The organism is Pseudooceanicola endophyticus, from assembly GCF_018760365.1.
In the GTDB taxonomy this organism is placed as follows: domain Bacteria; phylum Pseudomonadota; class Alphaproteobacteria; order Rhodobacterales; family Rhodobacteraceae; genus Pseudooceanicola; species Pseudooceanicola endophyticus.
Genome location: NZ_JAHIAB010000003.1, coordinates 167651 through 187102, shown reverse-complemented (window position 1 = coordinate 187102; position 19452 = coordinate 167651). Strand labels below are relative to the sequence as shown.

Annotated in this window: 21 protein-coding genes, 1 tRNA gene and 1 riboswitch; of the genes, 12 read left to right on the top strand and 10 right to left on the bottom strand. The window is 67.0% G+C overall.

Annotation, left to right across the window (positions count from 1 at the left end):
• Nucleotides 1-587: 587 nt before the first annotated feature.
• The gene (locus tag KM176_RS07225; protein WP_160892870.1) at nt 588-1676 is read left to right on the top strand and encodes an esterase-like activity of phytase family protein; all 1089 of its coding nucleotides are present in this window, start codon (nt 588-590) and stop codon (nt 1674-1676) included.
• Nucleotides 1677-1737: 61 nt separating this feature from the next.
• Here KM176_RS07225 and KM176_RS07220 read toward each other — a convergent pair whose 3' ends face one another.
• From KM176_RS07220 to purC, 5 genes are all read right to left on the bottom strand, one after another.
• Nucleotides 1738-3075, bottom strand: a complete 1338-nt coding sequence (locus KM176_RS07220) for a sigma-54-dependent transcriptional regulator (RefSeq protein WP_160892868.1) — start codon at nt 3073-3075, stop codon at nt 1738-1740.
• Between the two features lie 18 nt (nt 3076-3093).
• Complete coding sequence (locus tag KM176_RS07215; protein ID WP_160892866.1) at nt 3094-4848, bottom strand: sensor histidine kinase; 1755 nt, start codon at nt 4846-4848, stop codon at nt 3094-3096.
• Nucleotides 4849-4948: 100 nt separating this feature from the next.
• Nucleotides 4949-5617, bottom strand: a complete 669-nt coding sequence (purQ, locus tag KM176_RS07210) for a phosphoribosylformylglycinamidine synthase subunit PurQ (protein WP_160892864.1) — start codon at nt 5615-5617, stop codon at nt 4949-4951.
• A gap of 314 nt (nt 5618-5931) precedes the next feature.
• Nucleotides 5932-6162, bottom strand: coding sequence for a phosphoribosylformylglycinamidine synthase subunit PurS (gene purS, locus KM176_RS07205; protein WP_160892862.1), 231 nt, complete (start codon nt 6160-6162; stop codon nt 5932-5934).
• 13 nt (nt 6163-6175) lie between these two features.
• On the bottom strand, nt 6176-6934 hold the full coding sequence (gene purC / locus KM176_RS07200; protein WP_160892860.1) for a phosphoribosylaminoimidazolesuccinocarboxamide synthase: 759 nt from the start codon (nt 6932-6934) through the stop codon (nt 6176-6178).
• A 274-nt stretch (nt 6935-7208) separates the two neighbouring features.
• Between purC and KM176_RS07195 the strand changes: the two genes are divergently transcribed.
• The 3 genes from KM176_RS07195 to bmt all read left to right on the top strand — a co-directional run bounded on the left by KM176_RS07195 (nt 7209) and on the right by bmt (nt 10626).
• Nucleotides 7209-7535 carry an ATPase inhibitor subunit zeta gene (locus tag KM176_RS07195; protein ID WP_160892858.1) on the top strand — a complete coding sequence of 109 codons (327 nt, stop codon included), beginning with the start codon at nt 7209-7211 and terminating at the stop codon, nt 7533-7535.
• A 157-nt stretch (nt 7536-7692) separates the two neighbouring features.
• Complete coding sequence (locus KM176_RS07190; RefSeq protein ID WP_160892856.1) at nt 7693-9546, top strand: phosphatidylglycerol lysyltransferase domain-containing protein; 1854 nt, start codon at nt 7693-7695, stop codon at nt 9544-9546.
• A gap of 63 nt (nt 9547-9609) precedes the next feature.
• Nucleotides 9610-10626, top strand: coding sequence for a betaine--homocysteine S-methyltransferase (bmt, locus tag KM176_RS07185; protein ID WP_160892854.1), 1017 nt, complete (start codon nt 9610-9612; stop codon nt 10624-10626).
• Nucleotides 10627-10780: 154 nt separating this feature from the next.
• Here the strand turns inward: bmt and KM176_RS07180 are convergent, their stop codons facing one another.
• Nucleotides 10781-11881 carry a PA0069 family radical SAM protein gene (locus tag KM176_RS07180; RefSeq protein ID WP_236045211.1) on the bottom strand — a complete coding sequence of 367 codons (1101 nt, stop codon included), beginning with the start codon at nt 11879-11881 and terminating at the stop codon, nt 10781-10783.
• A gap of 177 nt (nt 11882-12058) precedes the next feature.
• Here KM176_RS07180 and KM176_RS07175 point away from each other — a divergent pair, with 177 nt between their 5' ends.
• From KM176_RS07175 to KM176_RS07160, 4 genes are all read left to right on the top strand, one after another.
• Nucleotides 12059-12754, top strand: a complete 696-nt coding sequence (locus tag KM176_RS07175; RefSeq protein WP_160892852.1) for a corrinoid protein — start codon at nt 12059-12061, stop codon at nt 12752-12754.
• A 102-nt stretch (nt 12755-12856) separates the two neighbouring features.
• Nucleotides 12857-13018, top strand: coding sequence for a hypothetical protein (locus tag KM176_RS07170; RefSeq protein ID WP_160892850.1), 162 nt, complete (start codon nt 12857-12859; stop codon nt 13016-13018).
• On the top strand, nt 13015-13656 hold the full coding sequence (locus KM176_RS07165; protein ID WP_202397753.1) for a DUF1638 domain-containing protein: 642 nt from the start codon (nt 13015-13017) through the stop codon (nt 13654-13656). Before KM176_RS07170 ends, KM176_RS07165 begins: the two co-directional genes overlap by 4 nt.
• Entirely contained in the window at nt 13653-14156 is a 504-nt protein-coding gene (locus KM176_RS07160) for a hypothetical protein (protein ID WP_160892848.1), read from the top strand. The genes KM176_RS07165 and KM176_RS07160 overlap by 4 nt, the downstream gene beginning before the upstream one ends.
• A gap of 70 nt (nt 14157-14226) precedes the next feature.
• Here the strand turns inward: KM176_RS07160 and KM176_RS07155 are convergent, their stop codons facing one another.
• The gene (locus KM176_RS07155) at nt 14227-14631 is read right to left on the bottom strand and encodes a SufE family protein (RefSeq protein WP_160892846.1); all 405 of its coding nucleotides are present in this window, start codon (nt 14629-14631) and stop codon (nt 14227-14229) included.
• Between the two features lie 157 nt (nt 14632-14788).
• On the opposite strand from KM176_RS07155, the gene KM176_RS07150 reads away from it, so the two are divergent.
• Nucleotides 14789-15259, top strand: coding sequence for a hypothetical protein (locus tag KM176_RS07150; protein ID WP_160892844.1), 471 nt, complete (start codon nt 14789-14791; stop codon nt 15257-15259).
• 44 nt (nt 15260-15303) lie between these two features.
• Here KM176_RS07150 and rnd read toward each other — a convergent pair whose 3' ends face one another.
• Nucleotides 15304-16470, bottom strand: coding sequence for a ribonuclease D (gene rnd / locus KM176_RS07145; RefSeq protein ID WP_160892842.1), 1167 nt, complete (start codon nt 16468-16470; stop codon nt 15304-15306).
• A gap of 233 nt (nt 16471-16703) precedes the next feature.
• On the opposite strand from rnd, the gene KM176_RS07140 reads away from it, so the two are divergent.
• Entirely contained in the window at nt 16704-16880 is a 177-nt protein-coding gene (locus tag KM176_RS07140; protein ID WP_160892840.1) for a hypothetical protein, read from the top strand.
• A 78-nt stretch (nt 16881-16958) separates the two neighbouring features.
• Here KM176_RS07140 and purN read toward each other — a convergent pair whose 3' ends face one another.
• Together purN and purM are read right to left on the bottom strand one after the other, a co-directional pair.
• On the bottom strand, nt 16959-17537 hold the full coding sequence (gene purN / locus KM176_RS07135; protein ID WP_160892838.1) for a phosphoribosylglycinamide formyltransferase: 579 nt from the start codon (nt 17535-17537) through the stop codon (nt 16959-16961).
• Nucleotides 17538-17546: 9 nt separating this feature from the next.
• The gene (purM, locus tag KM176_RS07130) at nt 17547-18587 is read right to left on the bottom strand and encodes a phosphoribosylformylglycinamidine cyclo-ligase (RefSeq protein WP_160892836.1); all 1041 of its coding nucleotides are present in this window, start codon (nt 18585-18587) and stop codon (nt 17547-17549) included.
• 145 nt (nt 18588-18732) lie between these two features.
• On the opposite strand from purM, the gene KM176_RS07125 reads away from it, so the two are divergent.
• Both KM176_RS07125 and nrdH read left to right on the top strand, forming a co-directional pair.
• Nucleotides 18733-18808, top strand: a tRNA-Ile gene (locus KM176_RS07125).
• A 123-nt stretch (nt 18809-18931) separates the two neighbouring features.
• A riboswitch (cobalamin riboswitch) is annotated at nt 18932-19124 on the top strand.
• Nucleotides 19125-19224: 100 nt separating this feature from the next.
• Entirely contained in the window at nt 19225-19449 is a 225-nt protein-coding gene (gene nrdH / locus KM176_RS07120; RefSeq protein WP_160892834.1) for a glutaredoxin-like protein NrdH, read from the top strand.
• The last annotated feature ends 3 nt before the right edge of the window (nt 19450-19452 follow it).

The window sequence follows — 19452 nt, the reverse complement described above, 5'->3', positions numbered from 1 at the left end:
CAGGGCCGCCTCCATCAGGAGCGGCCCGGTCGCAAGGCGTCTGTCAGGGGCGATCTGGCCGGCGGGTGCGGCAATACGGCGGGTCCGGCTTTCGCCGCCCGTTCCGTTTGCCTCTGTCCACGCACACCACATCGCGTTTCTTCTCCGACACGGACCAGATCACCGGGGCGTCCCGTCCTCGGGTCCGCCCACCGGCACCTGGCGCCGCGCCAACTGTCTGCCGGTCCGGCCCTCGGGCCATGCGGCAAGTTCTAAACCCGGTCGGGTTCACATTATCTGGAGCCGGGGTCGGGAGACCCGTGCGCCCGGAGCCAGGAAACTCTCTCGTTCAGGGTGAGAGCCCTAAAGTCGTTTCATGAACATAAGGTGCATCATGCCCTTATGACAATGCGGAAAATGTCACAACCGCAGGAGGAACGGCGATATTTCTGTCTGCCTCGCCGCCGGGGGCCGCCGCGCGCAACCCCGGCAGAGGCACTTCGGGCGGGTAAACAACTACGTCTTGCGAACGTCACGGCGCTGTCATTCGATCGTGACATCGCCGCGCGAAGGCGGCGAAACACATCTTTTCATCACAAGGATTGCCGATGAAACACCTTCTTCCCCTTCTGCTGCTGGCCGCAGCCCCCTCTGCCCTGATGGCCCAGGATCTGCCCGCGCCGCAGTTCATGGATGATTTCGAGCTGACCTCGGGGCTGTCCATCGGCGGCGTCGGCCTCGGCGGGCTTTCGGATCTGTCCTATGATGCCAAAACGGGCACTTTCGTCGCGATCTCGGACGACAAGGGGGAATTCGGCCCGGTGCGCTTCTATACGCTGGGGCTGACGCTGGCGGACGGCAAGTTCAAGGGCCTGGACATCAAGTCCATGCACGAGCTGATGGCGCCGGGCGGCGCGCATTTCGACCAGAAGGGCGCCGACCCCGAGGGCATCGCGCTGGATCCCGCCCATGACCGCATGTTCTGGAGCTCGGAGCGCGACGAGGAGAACGCCCCGGCGATCTACGTCGCCAAGATGGACGGCACCGACAGCCACAAGCTGGACCTGCCCGCCGCCTTCCTGCCCGATGCCTCGGGGCACCACGGCGTCTACGAGAACCTCGGCCACGAGGGGCTGACCCTGAGCGGCGACGGCAAGATGCTGGTCGCCGCGACCGAGAACGCGCTGCAGCAGGACGGCCCGAAGGCAACGCTGGAGGCCGGCAGCCCCGCCCGCCTGCTGACCTTCGACCTTGAGACGCTGAAACCCGGCGCCCAGTACCTCTACGAGGTCGACAAGATCCCCGCCGCGCCGCCGAAAGCCGGAGACTGGGCCGACAACGGCATCAGCGCCATGGCCGCCCTGCCCGACGGCCGCTACGTGGTGCTGGAGCGCAGCTGGACCAAGGGTGTCGGCGACAACATCCGTGCCTATCTGGTCAGCCTTGATGGGGCCACCGATGTCTCGGGTCAGGACAAGCTGGACCTGGCCAAGGACACCCCCGTCCAGAAGACCCTGTGGTTCCAGCTCGACAAGGATCACAATCCCTTCAAGGTGCCCGTCGACAATCTGGAAGCCATCGAGTTCGGCCCCGTCATCGACGGCAAGCAGAGCCTGATCCTGGAAGCCGACAACAACTTCTCTTCGCATGAGGTGAACCAGTTCGCCTGGTTCGCCGTGGACCTGCCCCACAGCTGAGGCCAAAGAAAAACGGGGATGGCTGGACCATCCCCGTTTGCTTTTTCGCAAGGCCCTGCGCTCAGACCAGGTAATCGGCCCGTTGCAGGCCGTATTTCGCCATCTTCTCGTTCAGGGTCCGGCGCGGCAGGCACAGCTCTTCCATGACGCTGGCGATGGAGCCCTTGTGGCGACGCATCGTATTGTCGATCAGCATCCGCTCGAAGGCTTCCACGTATTCCTTCAGCGGCTTGCCCTCGGTGGTCATCACCGGCTGCATCTCCTCGTTCTCGCTCATCAGCAGGGAGGCGATGGTGCCCGAGCCGCGACGCGATTGCAGCACGGCGCGTTCGGCGACGTTGATCAGCTGACGCACGTTGCCCGGCCAGGGCGCCTGCAGCAGCTGGGCGGCCTCCTGCGCCGAAACCTGCGGGCTGTCGCAGCCGTATTCATCGCTGAACTGCTCGCTGAAGCGGGTGAAGAGGGTCAGGATGTCCTCGCCGCGCTGGCGCAGCGGCGGCACGGTGATGCGCAGCGCGGCCAGACGGTAGAACAGGTCCGGGCGCAGCACGTCCTCGCAGGTGCGGTTCTGCTCCTGCAGGTTTGAGATCGCCACGATCCGGGTTTCCCCGGGCGTGCCCTGCTCGTTGATCGCGCTCAGCAGGCGGGCCTGAAGCTGATCCGAGAGCGCCTCGACGTCTTCCAGAACCAGGGTGCCGCCGCGGGCTTCCTCGATCGCGGGCAGGCGCGAATCCTCGGGCATCATCGGGCCGAACAGGCGCTTGGACAGCGCGTCTTCCTCGAAGGCCGCGCAGGAGATCAGAACGAAGCGCTTGCCGGCGCGCGCGCCCACCGCGTGCAGCGCATGGGCCACCAGCGTCTTGCCGGTACCGGTTTCGCCGTCGATCAGCACATGGCCGTCGGCCTGGCCCAGGTCCAGAATGTCCTCGCGCAGGCGTTCCATCGCCGGAGAGGTGCCGATCAACTTCTTCATGATCTGGCCGCCGTCCGACAGTTCCTTGCGCAGCTGACGATTGTCCATCACCAGACGGCGCGCATTGGCGGCCTTCTTGGCAAGCTGGGTCATCTTGTCGGGGTTGAACGGCTTTTCAAGGAAGTCGAAGGCACCAAGGCGCATCGCTTCCACCGCCATCGGCACGTCGCCGTGGCCGGTGATCATGATCACCGGAAGGGCGCTGTCGGTCCCCATCAGTTTCTTCAGGAAGGCCATGCCATCCATGCCCGGCATCTTGATGTCCGAGATCACGATGCCCGGATAATCGGGCCCGAGCTTCTTCAGCGCCTCTTCGGCGCTCGGGAAGGTCTCGGTGTCGTAACCCGACAGGGCCAGCCACTGGCTGATCGATTGGCGCATGTCCTGCTCGTCATCGACGATCGCGATCTTCATGGCTTTTTGCATCTGCGTCTCCGCTTCTGATTATTCTGCGGCTTCTATGTCTTCGGACAAGATAGGAAGCTGTACTTCGAAAACAGCCCCACCCCCTTCCGCGTTCCGTGCGGTCAGTCGTCCCCCAAGGTCACCCACGATCCCCGAGGAGATCGCCAGCCCCAGCCCCGTGCCATCGCCCGGCGGCTTGGTTGTGTAGAAGGGCTCAAACAGTTCATCGAGGTCCTGAATGCCGGTGCCGTTGTCGCGCACCGTCAATGTCGCGGTCTCTCCGGCAGACAATATAATGTCGACCTGCGCATTCTCCACTGCCGCCGTGGCATCCAGCGCATTGCGCAGCAGGTTGATCATCACCTGCTCCAGCCGCACCTGGTCGGCCATCACCATCACCGCCTTTTCGGGCAGCGCCCGGGTGATGCGGACGCGGCGCTGACGCAGCTGCGGCTCCATCATTGCCAGCGCCGAGGCCAGCGCGTCGCCCATGTTCACCGGGGTCAGCTGATCCCCGCCCTTGCTGGCGAAGCTCTTGAGCTGACGGGTAATCTTGCCCATCCGCCCGATCAGGTCGTCGATCCTCTGGAAGCTGGCCAGCGCCTCTTCGGGGCGGTTGCGGCGCAGCAGCAGCTGGGCGCCAGCCAGGTAGGTCTTCATGGCGGCGAGCGGCTGGTTCAGCTCATGGCTGACAGCCGCCGACATCTCGCCCAGGGCGGCCAGCTTCTGGCTCTGGGCCAGGCTCTGCTCCACCACGTGAAGCGAGCGTTTCATCCGCTCGCGCTCGGCGATCTCGCGTTGCAGCCTTTCGTTCAGCGCCCGCAGGTCCGCGGACTCCTCCTGGGTGAAGGCCAGCCGCAGCATGGTCTTGCGGCTGAGCGCGTAGAAGGCCAGCGCCAGCAGGATGGCAAAGCCCATGATCTCCAGCGCCAGCACGCCATTCACTTTTTCGCGAACACTGGCGTAACTGGTGTAACTGGCGACCTGCCAGCCCCGGAACGGGATCCGGCTGGAGACCCGCATGACGGCCTCACCGCCCAGATAGCCATCGACCGAAGGCGCCCAGTCGGCAGTCGCCAGCAGCGCCCGCTGGATCGCGGAGCTGGGCGGTTCGCGGCTGACCGCCTCGTCCTCCTGAAGGCCGCGCCAGATCGGCTCGGTCGACAGGATGATACGGCCCTCGCTGTCCATCACCAGCAGCGCATCCGAGATCCCCGACCAGGAGCGTTCGAACTTCTGCAGGTCGACGGTGACGACGATCACCCCCAGCAGAACCCCGTGGTCCTCGATCCGGCGCGAATAGGTGAAGGTGAAACCGGGGCTGTCGCCCTTCAGCAGCGAAAACACCGTGTCGTTGGAACGCTGCGCATCGACAAAGAAACTGTCCTGGCGGTGGTTCTCGCCCAGCCGGTTGCGGTCGGTGCTGGCAACCGCGCGCCCGTCCTTGTCCAGCAGCATCAGGCTGGCCGCGCCGATCTCGTCCACGAAGGACATCAGACGCTGGGTCGAACGGCTGTAATCGGCTGAATTCAGCGCCCCGATCAGCTCCGGATCGCGGGCCAGCAGCTGCGGCACGATGGAATTGCGGCGCAGCTCGCTCACCAGGTTGGCACCAAACAGCGCCAGCCGCAGCTCGGCCCGGGTGCGGGTATTCGCGGTGAAGCGATCCATCAGCAGGCCGTTGGTCACCGTGACCACGACAATGACCATGGCAACGAAGAAGGCGAGCGCGATCCGCGCCCGCCAGCTGACAGTGCGCCCCCTCAGGGGCCTCGAAGATCGCCTCGCAAACATTGCGCCAGATTACGCCGGGCGCGATGCCTGCTCAAGCGCGTGCTGACCGGGCGGACAGCAGGCGGCACGCCATGGGCGAAGAAGCGCCGCCCCGGCTCGCTCAGGCGCTGACCAGCGCGTCCATCAGCCCGGTGAACATCGCGGTGCCATCGGTGCCGCCATGGCCGGCATCGGCGGCGCGCTCCGGGTGCGGCATCATGCCCAGCACGCGGCGGTTGGCGCTCAGCACGCCGGCGATATCCCCGGCCGAACCGTTGGGGTTCTCTTCGTAGGTGAAGGCGATGCGGTCCTCGCCGCGCAGTTCCGCCAGCAGCTCCGCATCGGCCTGGTAGTTGCCGTCATGGTGCGCGATCGGGATCGACAGGCTGGAGCCGGCATTGTAGGCGCGGGTGAAGATGCTGTCCGAAGTCTCGACCTTCAGCGGCACATGCTTGCAGATGTATTTCAGACCCGCATTGCGCAGCAGCGCGCCCGGCAGGATGCGCGTCTCGGTCAGGATCTGGAAACCGTTGCAGACACCCAGGGCATAGCCGCCGCGCTCCACATGGGCCTTCAGCGAGGCGCAGATCGGCGAGTTGGCGGCAATCGCGCCGCAGCGCAGATAGTCACCATAGGAAAAGCCGCCGGGCACGCCGACGATGTCGATGCCCTGGGGCAGCTCATGATCCTTGTGCCAGACCATGGTGACCTCGGCGCCGGCCTTCTCGAAGGCGGTCTTGAGGTCACGGTCGCAGTTGGACCCGGGGAAGACGAGGACGGCGGCTTTCATGGCGGGGCTCCGGCATCTGGCGTGGCGGGGAATTTCGCCCTGCTGATACGCGCGCGCGCCCCCCGGATCAAGCACCGCCCGCACGAATTGCACCCTGCCGTCGCAATTCCTGGCCCCGCCCCTTTCATCTTTCCCCAAATATGCCCGCCGGAGGCGTCCTGCCGCCCGCGCCCGCCTTCATCTTTCCGCAAAATACGGCCGCCGGAGGCACCGGCGCGCCCGCGCCGGTTTCCCAAAGAAAAACCCCCGCAGGCCGGGGCCCGCGGGGGTTCTGATCTCGTGGTCCGGAACCGGCAGGCCCCGGGCGAAACGCCTCAGACCATCTCGACCGAGTAGCTTTCGATCACCGTGTTGGCGAGCAGCTTCTCGCACATCTCCTTCACGGTGTCCTCCGAGGTGCCCTCGGCCAGGTCCAGCTCGATCACCTTGCCCTGGCGGACGCCCTCGACGCCTGCGAAACCGAGACTTCCGAGCGCGTGGCGCACCGCCTCTCCCTGCGGGTCGAGCACACCGTTCTTCAGCATGACATGGACGCGGGCTTTCATTTCAGGTCTCTCCTCAATTGATCAGGGTAGGCTTGGAGACGCCGGTGGTCTGGGGGATCACGCCAAGGCGGCGGGCCACTTCGGTATAGGCATCGGTCAGGCTGCCCAGGTCGCGGCGGAACACGTCCTTGTCCAGGTGCGCGCCGGTCTCGATGTCCCAGAGGCGGCAGCTGTCGGGGCTGATCTCGTCGGCAACGACAAGGCGCTGGAAGTCGCCCTCGTAGACGCGGCCGATCTCGATCTTGAAGTCCACCAGCTTGATGCCGACGGCCATCATGACGCCGGACAGGAAGTCGTTCACCCGCAGCGCCAGGTGGACGATGTCGTCCATGTCCTGCTGGCTGGCCCAGCCGAAGGCGGCGATGTGCTCTTCCGACACCAGCGGATCACCGAGCGCATCGTCCTTGTAGCAGTATTCGACGATCGGACGGGGCAGCTGCGCGCCTTCCTCGACGCCCAGGCGCTTGGACAGCGAGCCTGCGGCGAAGTTGCGTACGATGATCTCCAGCGGAATGATCTCGCAGGAGCGGCAGAGCTGCTCGCGCATGTTCAGCCTACGGATGAAGTGCGTCGGCACGCCGATGTTGTTGAGGCCGGTCATGAAGAACTCGCTCAGGCGGTTGTTCAGCACGCCCTTGCCTTCGATGGTGGCCTTCTTCTGCGCGTTGAACGCGGTGGCGTCGTCCTTGAAATACTGGACGATGGTGCCGGGCTCCGGGCCTTCGTACAGGATCTTGGCCTTGCCTTCATAGATTTTCTTGCGTCGCGCCATTGGCTTGGGGCCTCTGTTGACTTTGGGGGAGAGTCTTCTGGTTGCGCCCTCTTAGTCCAAGCCGTGTCCTGCCGCAAGCGGCGCTGCGGCCCGCCCGGGGCACAGGCCTTGAAAACAAGGCGACGGCCCGTTTTTCCGGGTCCTGGCGACGCCGCGAAGGCCCGCAACGGGGCACTACCCGCAGCCACCGGAAATGCGCTATACTGAATATGTTCCGGAGCATCGCGCTCCGGGGGCCGGCGGAGGAGGCCGGTCCAGAGAGGAGGACTGATCCATGACCACGTTCGATGACCGCGAGCGCGCCGCAGAGGCCCGCTGGGCCGGCGCCGCTGAGACCGAGTTCCGCGTCCTGTCCCGGGCCAAGCGCGCCCTGGCGGTCTGGGCCGCACAGTCGCTGGGCCAGCAGGACGGCGCCGCCGAGATCACCGCCCAGCGGCTGCTGCAGGCCGACCTGGAGGGACATCTTCCGGTGCCCGAGGCGGTGGTGCGGCTGCTGGCCGGCCACGTCACCCGGACCGAGATCGAGAGCCATTACCAGCACCTTCTCGACCTCGCCCATGCCGCCGAGGGGGCGCCGGAGGCCCCGCCGCACGCCCACTGATCCCCCCTGATCCCGGCGCCGGCCCATCCGCCGCGCCGGACAAGCGGGAAGTGTCTTCAAACCGAGGAACTTTCCCGCCCCGGGCTTAAGCAACCGGCAAGGAAGCCCGCCTACCCCTGAAGCGTCACACCTGAAGGGGAAGGGAGCCGGGATGACGATGGCCATCGCTGGACGCAAGGGGCCGGCAAAGGCCTGGCTGCGCTATGCCCTGCCGCTGGGGATCGGGGGGCTTTGCCTGTGGCTGCTGACGGGGCGGCTGTCGGGTCTCGACCCCGCCCTGATCTGGGAGGCGTTCCGCGCGGTCCGACCGGGCCAGTGGCTGGCGGCGATCGCCGCCACCGCGATCAGCTTCTGGGCGCTCGGGCGCTACGACGCGGTGATCCACCGCCACCTGCGCACCGGCATCGGCCCGCTGGAGGCCCAGGTGTCGGGCGCCTCGGCCATCGCGCTGGCGCAGCTTCTGGGCCTTGGCGTGCTGACCGGCGCCCTGGTGCGCTGGCGGCTTCTGCCGGTGCTGGGACCGCTGCGCGCGGCCCAGGTCACGGCTGCGGTCTCGGTCTCCTTCCTGATCTCCTGGGCGCTGATCACGGCGCTGGCCTGCCTGGTTCTGGCGCCGCACCTGCTGCCGGGCTGGATGCTGCTGTCGGCGCTGGCCGGGGTCTTCCTGCTGCCGGCCCTGGCCCTCTTCCTGCCGGAGCTGCGGCTGGCACGCTGGCGTTTCCGCCTGCCCTCGCTCCATGCCATGGCGGCGATCAGCCTCTTCGCCGCCCTCGACACCGCCGCCGCCGGTGCGGCGATGTATGCGCTGCTGCCCGCCCCGCCGCCCTTCCCCACCTTCCTGCCGGTCTTCCTGCTGGCCCTTGGCGCCGGCCTTTTCGGCGGCACCCCCGGCGGCGTCGGCCCGTTCGAGCTGACGCTGCTGGCACTGCTGCCCGCCCTGCCCGAGCCCGAGCTTCTAGCCGCCGTCCTGGCCTTTCGCCTGGTCTACTATGCCCTGCCCGCCCTGGCCGCCGCCCCGCAGCTTCTGCGCCCGCGCGAACGCGCCACCGATGCCCGGGCCCATGTCCCCCGCCGGGTCCCCGAACTGCTGCTGCTGCACGCGCCGCGCTCGGAAAGCGGGGTTGCCCGGCAGAACGGCGCCCGCCTGCTGGGCGAGACCCGCAATGGCGCGCTCTGCATCGACACGCCACAGACCCTGACCCTGCTCTTCGATCCGCTGACCGGGCCGCTCGACACGCTGCTGCCCCGGCTGCACCGGGCGGCCCGTGCCAGCAACCGCCTGGCCGTGGTCTACAAGTGCAGTCCCCGTCAGGCGATCCTGGCCCGCCGCGCCGGCTGGAAACTGGCCCGCGTCGCCGACGAGGCCGTGATCGACGCCGCCGGCTTCCAGATCGACACTCCTCGCCACCGCCAGCTGCGCCGCAAGCTGCGCCACGCCGAAAAGGCCGGCATCCGCATCCGCCGCCCGCTCGACCTGCCGCTGGCCGACATGGCCCGGCTCGACAGTGCCTGGAAGGACAGCCACGGCCTGGCGCGCGGCCTCTCCACCGGGCGTTTCGCCCCCTCCTACGTTGCCCGCCAACGGGTCTATTGCGCCGAGCAGGACAGCCAGCTCGTGGCCTTTGTCACCTTCCACGCCAACACCCGGGAATATTGCCTCGACCTGATGCGGCACGGGCCGGATCTTCCCGACGGCACCATGCACGCGCTGGTGGTGGCCGCCATCCACGACGCCGCTGCGGAAGGGGTGCCGCTGTCGCTGGCCGCCATGCCGGCCCGCGAAGTCCGCGAACACCCCCGTCTTGCGCGGCTGCGTGCCCGCATCGCCCGCAGCTCCGGCGGCGATGGCCTTTGCCGCTTCAAGGATTCCTTCGCCCCGCGCCGCCAGCCGCTCTACATGGCCGCCCCCAGCCCGGCGGCACTGGTCCTGGCTGCCGTCGATCTGGCCCTGGCCATGCGCCGGCCCGCCGGCGCCGGAGATCCCCTTTCAACCGGCGACGAGGCATCGTAAGACGGGAGCAGGACTGCCGCCCGGTGGCACCCGGACCGCACTGCTGATTGCAAGGAGCCCCCGATGACCAACGCGCTCACCCGCCTTCTGGAGTCCCGTGACTGGCTGATGGCCGACGGGGCCACCGGCACCAATCTCTTCAACATGGGCCTGAGCTCGGGGGACGCGCCGGAATTCTGGAACGAGCAGCATCCCGACCGGATCCTCCGGCTCTACCAGTCCGCCGTCGATGCCGGCTCCGACATCTTCCTGACCAACTCCTTCGGCGGCAATGCCTCGCGGCTGAAACTGCACGACGCGGCGCATCGCGCCGGGGACCTGTCGCGCATCTCCGCCGAGCTTGGCCGTGAAGTGGCCGACAAGGCCGGGCGCCCGGTGATCGTCGCCGGCTCCGTCGGCCCCACCGGGGAAATCATGGAACCGATGGGCCCGCTTTCCCATGCCACCGCCGTCGAAATTTTCCACCAGCAGGCCGAGGGGCTGAAGGCGGGTGGTGCCGATGTGCTCTGGCTGGAAACCATCTCCGCCGCCGAGGAATACCGCGCCGCCGCCGAGGCCTTCCGACTGGCCGACATGCCCTGGTGCGGCACCATGTCCTTCGACACCGCCGGTCGCACCATGATGGGGCTGACCTCCGAAGCGATGGTCAAGATGGTCGAAAAGCTGGAAAATCCGCCGATCGCCTATGGCGCCAACTGCGGCGTCGGCGCCTCCGACCTGCTGCGCACGGTCCTGGGCTTTTCCGCCATGGGCGTCGAGCGTCCGGTCATCGCCAAGGGCAATGCCGGCATCCCGAAATACGAGGATGGCCACATCCACTACAACGGCACGCCCGAGCTGATGGCCAACTATGCCGTCATGGCCCGCGACTGCGGCGCCACCATCATCGGTGGCTGCTGCGGGACCATGCCCGAGCACCTGGAAAAGATGCACGAAGCGCTCTCGACCCGGCCCCGTGGCCCGCGCCCCACCCTCGAGCAGATCGCCGAGAAGCTCGGCGGTTTCTCCTCGGCCTCCGACGGCACCGGCGACGCGGCAGAGAGCGGCCCGGCCCGGCGCAACCGCCGCCGCCGCGGCTAAGCCCTTCATCTTTCCAAAAATATGCAAACGCCCTGTCCACCGGCAGGGCGTTTGCCATGACAGCTCCCGGTTTCATCTTTCCCCAAATACGGGCGTCCCCAAGCAAGGCCCATGCGGCAGCGCCGCCCGCCGGGCGATCCGGCGCAGGCGGCCCTCAGAACAGCGACAGTTGCTCGCCCGGGCGCACCGGCACCTTGAACAGGTCGCAGCGCAGCGCCGGTTGCGGCAGGTCCAGTCCCAGCCGCCGCGCCGCGGTGCGGAAACGCTGCGCGATCATCGCCGCATAGGGCCCCTCGCCGCGCATCCGCCGGTGCCAGTTGGCGTCGTATTCCTTGCCGCCATGCATCTCTCGCAGTCGGGTCATCACCCGCGCGGCGCGGTCCGGGTAATGTTCGGCCAGCCAGTCCTGGAACAGCGGTGAAACCTCGCGCGGAAGGCGCAGCATGATCCAGCTGGCCGAGGTCGCGCCGGCCTCCCGTGCCGCCGCCAAGATCGCCTCCACTTCCGCATCGGTCAGCCCCGGCACCACCGGCGACACCATGACGCGCACCGGGATCCCCTCCCGGGCCAGCGCCGCGATCACCTGCAGGCGCTTCGCCGGCGCGGGCACCCGCGGCTCCATCCTGCGCGACACCTCCGGATCCAGCGAGGTGACCGAAACCCCGACCCGCACCAGCCCCAGCTTGGCCATCTGCCGCAACAGATCGATATCGCGCAGGATGCCGGTGCCCTTGGTGACGATGGCGACGGGATGGCGATGTTCCCACAGCACCTCGAGACAGTCGCGCATGATCCCGCAGCGTCCCTCGACCGGCTGGTAGGGGTCGGTATTGGTGCCGATGGCCAGCGGCGCCACCGCATAGCCGCGTCGGCCCAGCTCCTGCGCAAGGACCTCGGCGGCATTGGGGCGCGAGATGATCCGGGTCTCGAAATCCAGGCCCGGCGACATGCCCAGATAGGCATGGGAGGGCCGGGCGAAACAGTAGATGCAGCCGTGCTCGCAGCCGCGGTAGGGGTTGATCGAGCGGTCGAAGGGCAGATCCGGCGAACGGTTGTAGGTGATCAGGCTGCGGGCCTGTTCCTCGCGCAGCTCGGTGCGCAGCACCTGCAGCTCCTCGGCCAGATCCCAGCCATCATCCACCGGCTCGCGGGCGTGAAGTTCGAAGCGGCCGGTCTCATTGCTGGCGGCAGCACGGCCCTTGCGGCGCTCTTTCTCGACGGGATGGGACATGGCGGGCGACTCGATCTGGAACATAGGGCGAACATAGGCGACTTGTCCCATGATCTCTATGACTCTTTTTCCCTACCCCCTTGGCGGCGCCCTTCTACAGGTCGAAACTACCGCAAGAGGTGTCGCTTTCCGGACAGTCCCGCCCGTGGCGGCGGCCCATCCTGAAAGCCAGGCTGCGCGCAGACAGAGACGGGAAGACCCATGTCCGACGACGAAGACGAAATCATCCTTTCCGAACTCGACGACGACGAGCTGGTCGACCAGATGATCGACGACCTCTATGACGGCATGAAGGAAGAGATCGAGGAAGGCGTCAACATCCTGCTGTCGCGCGGATGGGCCCCCTACGACGTTCTGACCAAGCCGCTGGTCGGCGGCATGACCATCGTCGGCAACGATTTCCGCGACGGCATCCTGTTCGTCCCCGAAGTGCTTCTGGCCGCCGGCGCAATGAAGGCCGGCATGGCGATCCTGAAACCCCTGCTGGCCGAGACCGGTGCGCCGACCATCGGTCGCATGGTGATCGGCACGGTGAAGGGCGACATCCACGACATCGGCAAGAACCTGGTCGCGATGATGATGGAGGGCGCCGGTTTCGAAATCGTCGATCTTGGCATCAACAACCCTGCAGAGGAGTACATCGCCGCGCTCAAGGAACAGAATGCCGACATCCTCGGCATGTCCGCCCTGCTGACCACGACGATGCCCTACATGAAAGTCGTGATCGACACGCTGAAGGAACAGGGCATCCGGGACGACTACATCGTGCTGGTCGGCGGCGCCCCCCTGAACGAGGAATTCGGTCGCGCCATCGGCGCCGATGCCTATTGCCGGGATGCCGCCGTGGCGGTGGAAACCGCAAAAAGCTTCGTGGCGCGCAAGCACAATCAGGCCTGATCCGGGTCCGATCCGCAGGGATCTGCGGCAGGGGGCGCCCAGGCGCCCGTTGCGCTTTTGGCCGGTCCGTCCTATCTGGCGATCAGCTTCAGGAGGGTATCCATGCCATTTCGTGTCTTCTTCGTCGTGCTGCTGTCCGCAGGCATCGCAGGTGGCCTGACGATCTGGGCGCTGACCGCGCTTGGCAACAAGGGGCTCTGGGTTCCGGCCGTCTTCATCGCGCTGGCGCTGGTCGCGCGCTTCAAGGCCGGCCCGCGCCTATGATCCCCAGCGACGCCACCCTGACAAGGGAGGGCGCCGACCTGCGGCAGGCGGCGCCGCAAAGGCTGCTGCTGATCGCCTGCGGCGCCCTGGCCCGAGAGGTGCTGGCGCTGCAAAGGCTTCACGGCTGGGACCACATGGACCTGGTCTGCCTGCCGGCGATCCTGCACAACACTCCGCAGAAGATCACCCCAGAGGTCACTGCGAAAATCACGGAAAATCAAGGGTATTACGACCGGATCTTCGTGCTTTACGCGGACTGTGGAACCGGCGGCCTGCTGCAGGCCGAATGCGACCGGCTGGGCGTCACCCTGCTGAAGGGGCCGCATTGCTACGCCTTCTTCGAAGGGGTTGAGGCCTTTGCCGCCCGCGAAGAGCTGACCGCCTTCTACCTGACCGATTTCCTGGCCCGGCAGTTCGATGCCTTCGTCTGGGAACCCCTGGGCCTGGACCGGCATCCGCAGCTGCTGGAGATGTATTTCGGCCATTACGACCGGCTGGTCTACCTGGCCCAGACCGAGGATGAGGCCCTGACCGCGAAGGCGCGCGCGGCGGCGGCACGGCTGGGGCTGCGCTTTGAACGACGGGTCACCGGCTATGGCGACCTGGCGGTGGAAATGGAACGGGAGGCGGGCCGATGATCGATCTCAAGGCCGATTGCAGCCAATGCGCGGCGCTGTGCTGCATGGCGCTGGCTCTGGACAAGGGCGAGCGCTTCGCCATCGACAAGCCCGCGGGCCTGCCCTGTCCGATGCTGGAGGGGCACGGCTGCTCGATCCACAAGGAGCTGGGGGAGAAGGGTTTCCAGGGCTGCGTCGACTATGATTGCCTGGGCGCGGGACAGCGCGTCACCCAGGAGGTGTTCCGGGGCGGCAGCTGGCAGGAGACGCCGAAACTGGCGCGCCCGATGATCATGGCCTTCGCCGGCATGCGCGCGATCCATGCCCGGATCGAGCTGTTGCAGGCCGCCGGCGCCCTGCCGCTCTCCGAGAGCGACGAGGCGATCCGGGTGGCGCATCTGGGAAAGCTCTCGGCGCCGCTGGAGGCGGAGATCGTCAGCGCCTTCCCGGAAAGCCGGGCCGAGGCGGCAATCGACGCCTTCGTGCGCTCGCTGCGCCGCTACGTGCCGCAGCGCGGCTGAGGAGGAAAGCCGCCCCCTTGGGGCGGCTGCCTCCGGCGGGCATATTTAAGGAAAGATGAAGGCGGGGGCGTCAGGCGGGGGCCTGTTCGCGGATCCGCTCGATCATCGCGCGCAGCCCGTTCGAGCGTTGCGAGGACAGGTTGTCTTCCAGGCTGAGGCGCGAGAGCTCGGCCTTGGCATCGACCTTGGGCAGATCCGCCATCGGCGTGCCGTTGTAGAGCGCGCGCAGCACCGCGATCAGGCCGCGCACGATCATCGCATCGCTTTCACCGTCGAAATAGAAGGTGCCCTTCTCGGGGCGCGGATGCAGCCAGACCTGGCTGGCGCAGCCATCGACCTTGGTGGCGGGCACCTTCAGCGCCTCGGGCAGCGGATCCATCGCCTTGCCCAGGTCGATCACGTAGCGATAGCGGTCTTCCCAGTCCTCCAGGAAATCGAAATCCGCGACGATGTCCTCGAATGCGTCCTGCGCCATGATATGCCTCTCTTGCCTCTGGCCGAGAGGTATGCCCCCGCGCCCGGAAGGTCCAGCCCTGCCCGACCGGCGGAGCGCCTCCGGTGCGCATCGGTGCGGCTTTTCTTCGCGGGGCGGATGCGGTAGGCAAAATGCGATTTTCCGGAAAGGCTTCCCCATGCGCAAGACGCTCGCCCTGCTCCTGATTGCCACCACGGCCCTGTCGGCCTGCGGTCACCGCGGCCCCGCCGAGCCGGTGGACCCCTCGGCGGTGGGAAGCAAGTCCCTGATGCCCGAGGGCGCGACCCTGGCGGCGCCGGATGACCGGCCCACGGTGGCCCATATCGATTCGGTGGTCTCGCGCCGCCTGCCCGGCGGCACGGTGATCGAAGTGACCGCCACGGCGCCGATCCAGGGTGTCTTCGACGTTTCGCTGAAATCGCTCGATGGAATGGACCCGACCGGTCCCACCCGGCATTTCGCCCTGGTGGGCTACCTGCCGCAGCCGCCGCGCAAGGGCAGCTACCCGGTGGGCAGCGCGGCATCGCGCAAGATCGTTGCCGCCGTGCGGATAAATGACGAGGATCTGGCGACACTGAGCAGCGTCGAGGTGCGCGGCTCTGACAACAGCGTGTCGATCCGCCCGTAACGGCGAAGGGGCGCCGTCGGTTTCCCGGTCGGCGCCCGTTTCGATCAGTCCAGTTCGAAGGTGATGACGCGCTGGCCCTTGGTCGCCAGGCCGATCCGGCCATCGCAGAGCCGCAGCGCGTCTTCGCCGAAGACATCGCGGCGCCAGCCATGCAGCGCCGGCACGTCGCGTTCGCCCGCCGCCAGGGCGTCCAGCTCGGAGGTGGCCGCGATCAGCTTGGGCGCAACGCCCGCCCCATCGGATTTCGCCTTCAGCAGCACCCGCAGCAGATCCGCCAGGGCCGGGTTGACCTGCAGCTTTTCCTTTGCCTTGTCGGGCTTCGGGAGCTGGGCATCGGGGCAGTCCATCCCCGCCTTGATCGCCGCCAGCAGACCATCGGCGATCTCGCCCTTGCGGGCTTCGCGCAGCAGCAGCCGCGACCGGCCCAGATCGGCGATCGAGGTCGGCTTGGTCGAGGCCAGCTCGACCAGGGCGTCATCCTTGCAGATCCGGTTGCGCGGCACGTTCTTGTCCTGGGCATAGGCCTCGCGGAACTGCGCCAGCTCGCGCAGGATGCCAAGGAACCGGCCCGAGTTGGTGCGGGTGCGCACGCGCTCCCAGGCGTCCTCGGGGCGGGAAATATAGGTTTCGGGGTTGGTGAGGATGCCCATTTCCTCGGCCACCCAGGCCTCGCGCCCGGCCTTCTTCAGTTCGGCCGAGAGGAATTCGTAAATCTTGCGCAGATGCGTCACGTCGGCCAGCGCATAGCGCTTCTGGGCCTCGGTCAGCGGACGGCGCGACCAATCGGTGAAGCGCGAGGACTTGTCGAGGTTCTCGCGCGCGATCTTGCGCACCAGCGTCTCGTAGCCGACCTGTTCGCCGAAACCGCAGACCATGGCCGCGACCTGGGTGTCAAACAGCGGCGTCGGGATCAGCCCGGCATCGACGTAGAAGATCTCAAGATCCTGGCGCGCAGCATGGAAGACCTTCACCACGTTGGTATCGCGGAACAGCGCGTAGAGGGGTTCCAGCGACAGCCCCTCGGCCAGCGGATCGACCAGAACGGCGCCGCCCTCGTCCTCGCTGATGCCGGGAAGCGCAAGCTGCACGAGGCAGAGCTGCGAATAATAGGTGCGTTCGCGCAAAAACTCGGTGTCGACGGTGACGTAGGGCTTCGTCTTCGCCGTCTCGCAGAATGCCGCAAGTTCTTCGGTAGTCGTGATCGTGATCATTCGTCGGTCTGCCGCCTCGGGTTATTGGTCAGGCATATTGCATCGGAGGGGGATTGAAAAGCCGCCCTGCTCCTCCCAAGGCCGGCACCGGCGCCGAGATCACACGCCATCAGAATTCGTGATGCAAAACCGATCAATCATTCATTTCCGTTAGAAGCGAAGTCGCGTTATCTGCTTGGGCAATCCCAGCCCCCCCCCGACGCTTTCGGGGGCCCACCCTGAAAGGACTGCCAATGTCGACTCAGATCGCCCTGACCTACAGCGTGCCGCATCGTCTGCCGCTTGGCGCCGTCGTGGCCGCCGCCGCCCTCGCCGTCCTGCTGCTGGGCTCTGCCCTGTTCCCGCAGGACAGCACCACGCCGCAAATCGGCTGGCGCGGCAATGCGGGCAATATCGAAGCCCTGCGCTGAACCACCCGCGCCGAAAGGCAAAAGGGCCCGCCGGTTCTCTCCCGGCGGGCCCTTTTCCATTCCGTGCCCCGGCTGGGGTCAGCCCCGGGTGGCGAATTCCCGCAGCATTGCGGGGTAAAGCTTGTGCTCTTCCACCAGAACCCGGGCGGCAAGGGTCTCGGGCGTGTCGCCGGGCAGGATCGCGACCCGGGCCTGGCCCAGGATCGGACCGTCATCCAGCTCCGCCGTCACCTCGTGCACCGAGCAGCCCGCTTCCGTGTCACCGGCCTCAAGGGCGCGGGCATGGGTGTGCAGGCCCTTGTACTTGGGCAGCAGCGATGGGTGGATGTTCAGCATCCGGCCCTCGTAATGGCGGATGAAGCCCTCGGTCAGGATGCGCATGAAACCGGCCAGGCAGATGATGTCGGGCTGCACCGCATCCAGCTTTTCGATCAGCGCCGCCTCGAAGGCGGCGCGATCCTTGCCGAAGGGACGGTGATCGACGGCATCGGTGGCCACCCCCAGGGCGGCGGCCTTCTGCAGACCGCCCGCCTGCGGGTCGTTCGACATCACCAGCACGGGCCGCGCCGGATGATCGGGCCCCATGGACTCGACCAGCTTGACCATGTTGGATCCGCCACCCGACAGCAGGATGGCGACTTTTTTCTGCGTGTTCACCGGACCGCCTCAGTCGAGGTTGGTGTAGGTGATGCCGGCAGCCTCGGTCACCGTGCCCAGACGGCAGACGGTCTCGCCGGCCTCCGAGAGCAGCGCTTCCAGCGCTTCGGCGCGGGCGGGATCGACCACCAGCACCATGCCGATGCCGTAGTTGAAGGTCTTCAGCATCTCGCGCTCGGCGATGCCGCCAACGGATTGCAGCCACTTGAAGACGCCGGGCTTTTCCCAGGAGGCAAAGTCGATCTCTGCGCCCAGGCCATCAAGCACGCGGGGCAGGTTCTCGGTCAGGCCGCCGCCGGTGATATGGGCCAGGGCATGGACGCCGCCGGCCCGCACCGCTGCGAGGCTGTTCTTCACGTAAAGACGGGTCGGGGTCAGCAGCAGCTCGCCCAGCGAGCCTTCACCCCAGGGGCAGGCCGCATCCCAGCCGAGGCCCGAAAGCTCGACGATCTTGCGCACCAGCGAGTAGCCGTTGGAATGCACCCCGTCAGAGGCCAGGCCCAGCAGCACGTCGCCCGCAGCCACGTTCTTGGGCAGATCCTCGCCGCGCTCCATTGCGCCGACGGCAAAGCCCGCCAGGTCGAAATCGCCCTTGTGGTACATTCCGGGCATCTCGGCGGTCTCACCGCCGATCAGCGCCGCGCCCGACAGCTCGCAGCCCTTGGCGATGCCGTTGATGATCGCGGTCGCCTGTTCCAGCTCCAGCTTGCCGGTGGCGAAGTAGTCCAGGAAGAACAGCGGCTCGGCGCCCTGGCAGACCAGGTCGTTGACGCACATTGCTACCAGGTCGATGCCGATGGTGTCGACATGGCCAGTGTCGATGGCGATGCGCAGCTTGGTGCCCACGCCGTCGGTGGCCGCGACCAGGATCGGATCCTCGTAGCCCGCGCCCTTCAGGTCGAACAGCGCGCCGAAGCCGCCAAGGCCCGACATGGTGCCCGGACGGCTGGTCCGCTTGGCCGCCGGCTTGATGCGTTCGACCAGTTCGTTCCCGGCGTCGATGTCGACGCCCGCGTCGGCGTAGGTGATGCCGTTCTTGCTCTCGCTCATCGCTGGTTCCTTCCCCGGCGGCAAAATTTGGCTCCGGTTAGCCCATCCCCTGCCCCCGTGCAACGCCATTCCGGGGACGGCGCAGGGGAAGCTCCCCGCATCGGCTTGACCGCCGCCGCGCCGCCGCCTATCGGTAGTTCCGGACGGGCCTGTAGCTCAACGGTTAGAGCAGAGCGCTCATAACGCTTTGGTTGCGGGTTCGAATCCTGCCGGGCCTACCACCTTCCTCTCCCCCCTTCCGATCCGTCGCGCGACCGTGCCGCAAAGCCCTTGTCCCGCAAGGCCGGAAGGCGAAAAAGCGGCCCCGCGAAATCAGCATATTGACGTTGCCGCCAAGCTCCTGTCTACATGTAGCCGCTTCAGGTGCCGGGGCTTGCCCCGGTGAAAATGGGAATTCGGTGCGACTCCACTGTCAAAGCCGAAGCTGCCCCCGCAACTGTGAGCGGTCCGCACGGGCCCGACTGCCACCGGGGCTCCGGACCGGCGGAACGGGAGCAGGCCGCAAGCCAGGAGACCTGCCAGGAGCACAGGATTTGACCACGAACGGAGGGTTCGGGGGCGCATCTAAGGTGGATCTGACGGCGAGGCCGTCCGGTTGGCCTGCGTCCTTCCCTTCCAGGACCATGAGGACGCCGCGATGAGCATCACCGTCTATTCCAAACCCGCCTGCGTGCAATGCACCGCCACCACCCGCGCGCTGGATGCCAAGGGCCTGTCCTACGAGGTCGTCGACCTGACCCAGGACGCCGAAGCCATGGCCCGCGTGACCGAGCTGGGCTATCGCCAGGCCCCCGTCGTGATCGCCGGCGAAGATCACTGGTCGGGCTTCCGCCCCGACATGATCGGCCGCCTCGCCGCCTGATCG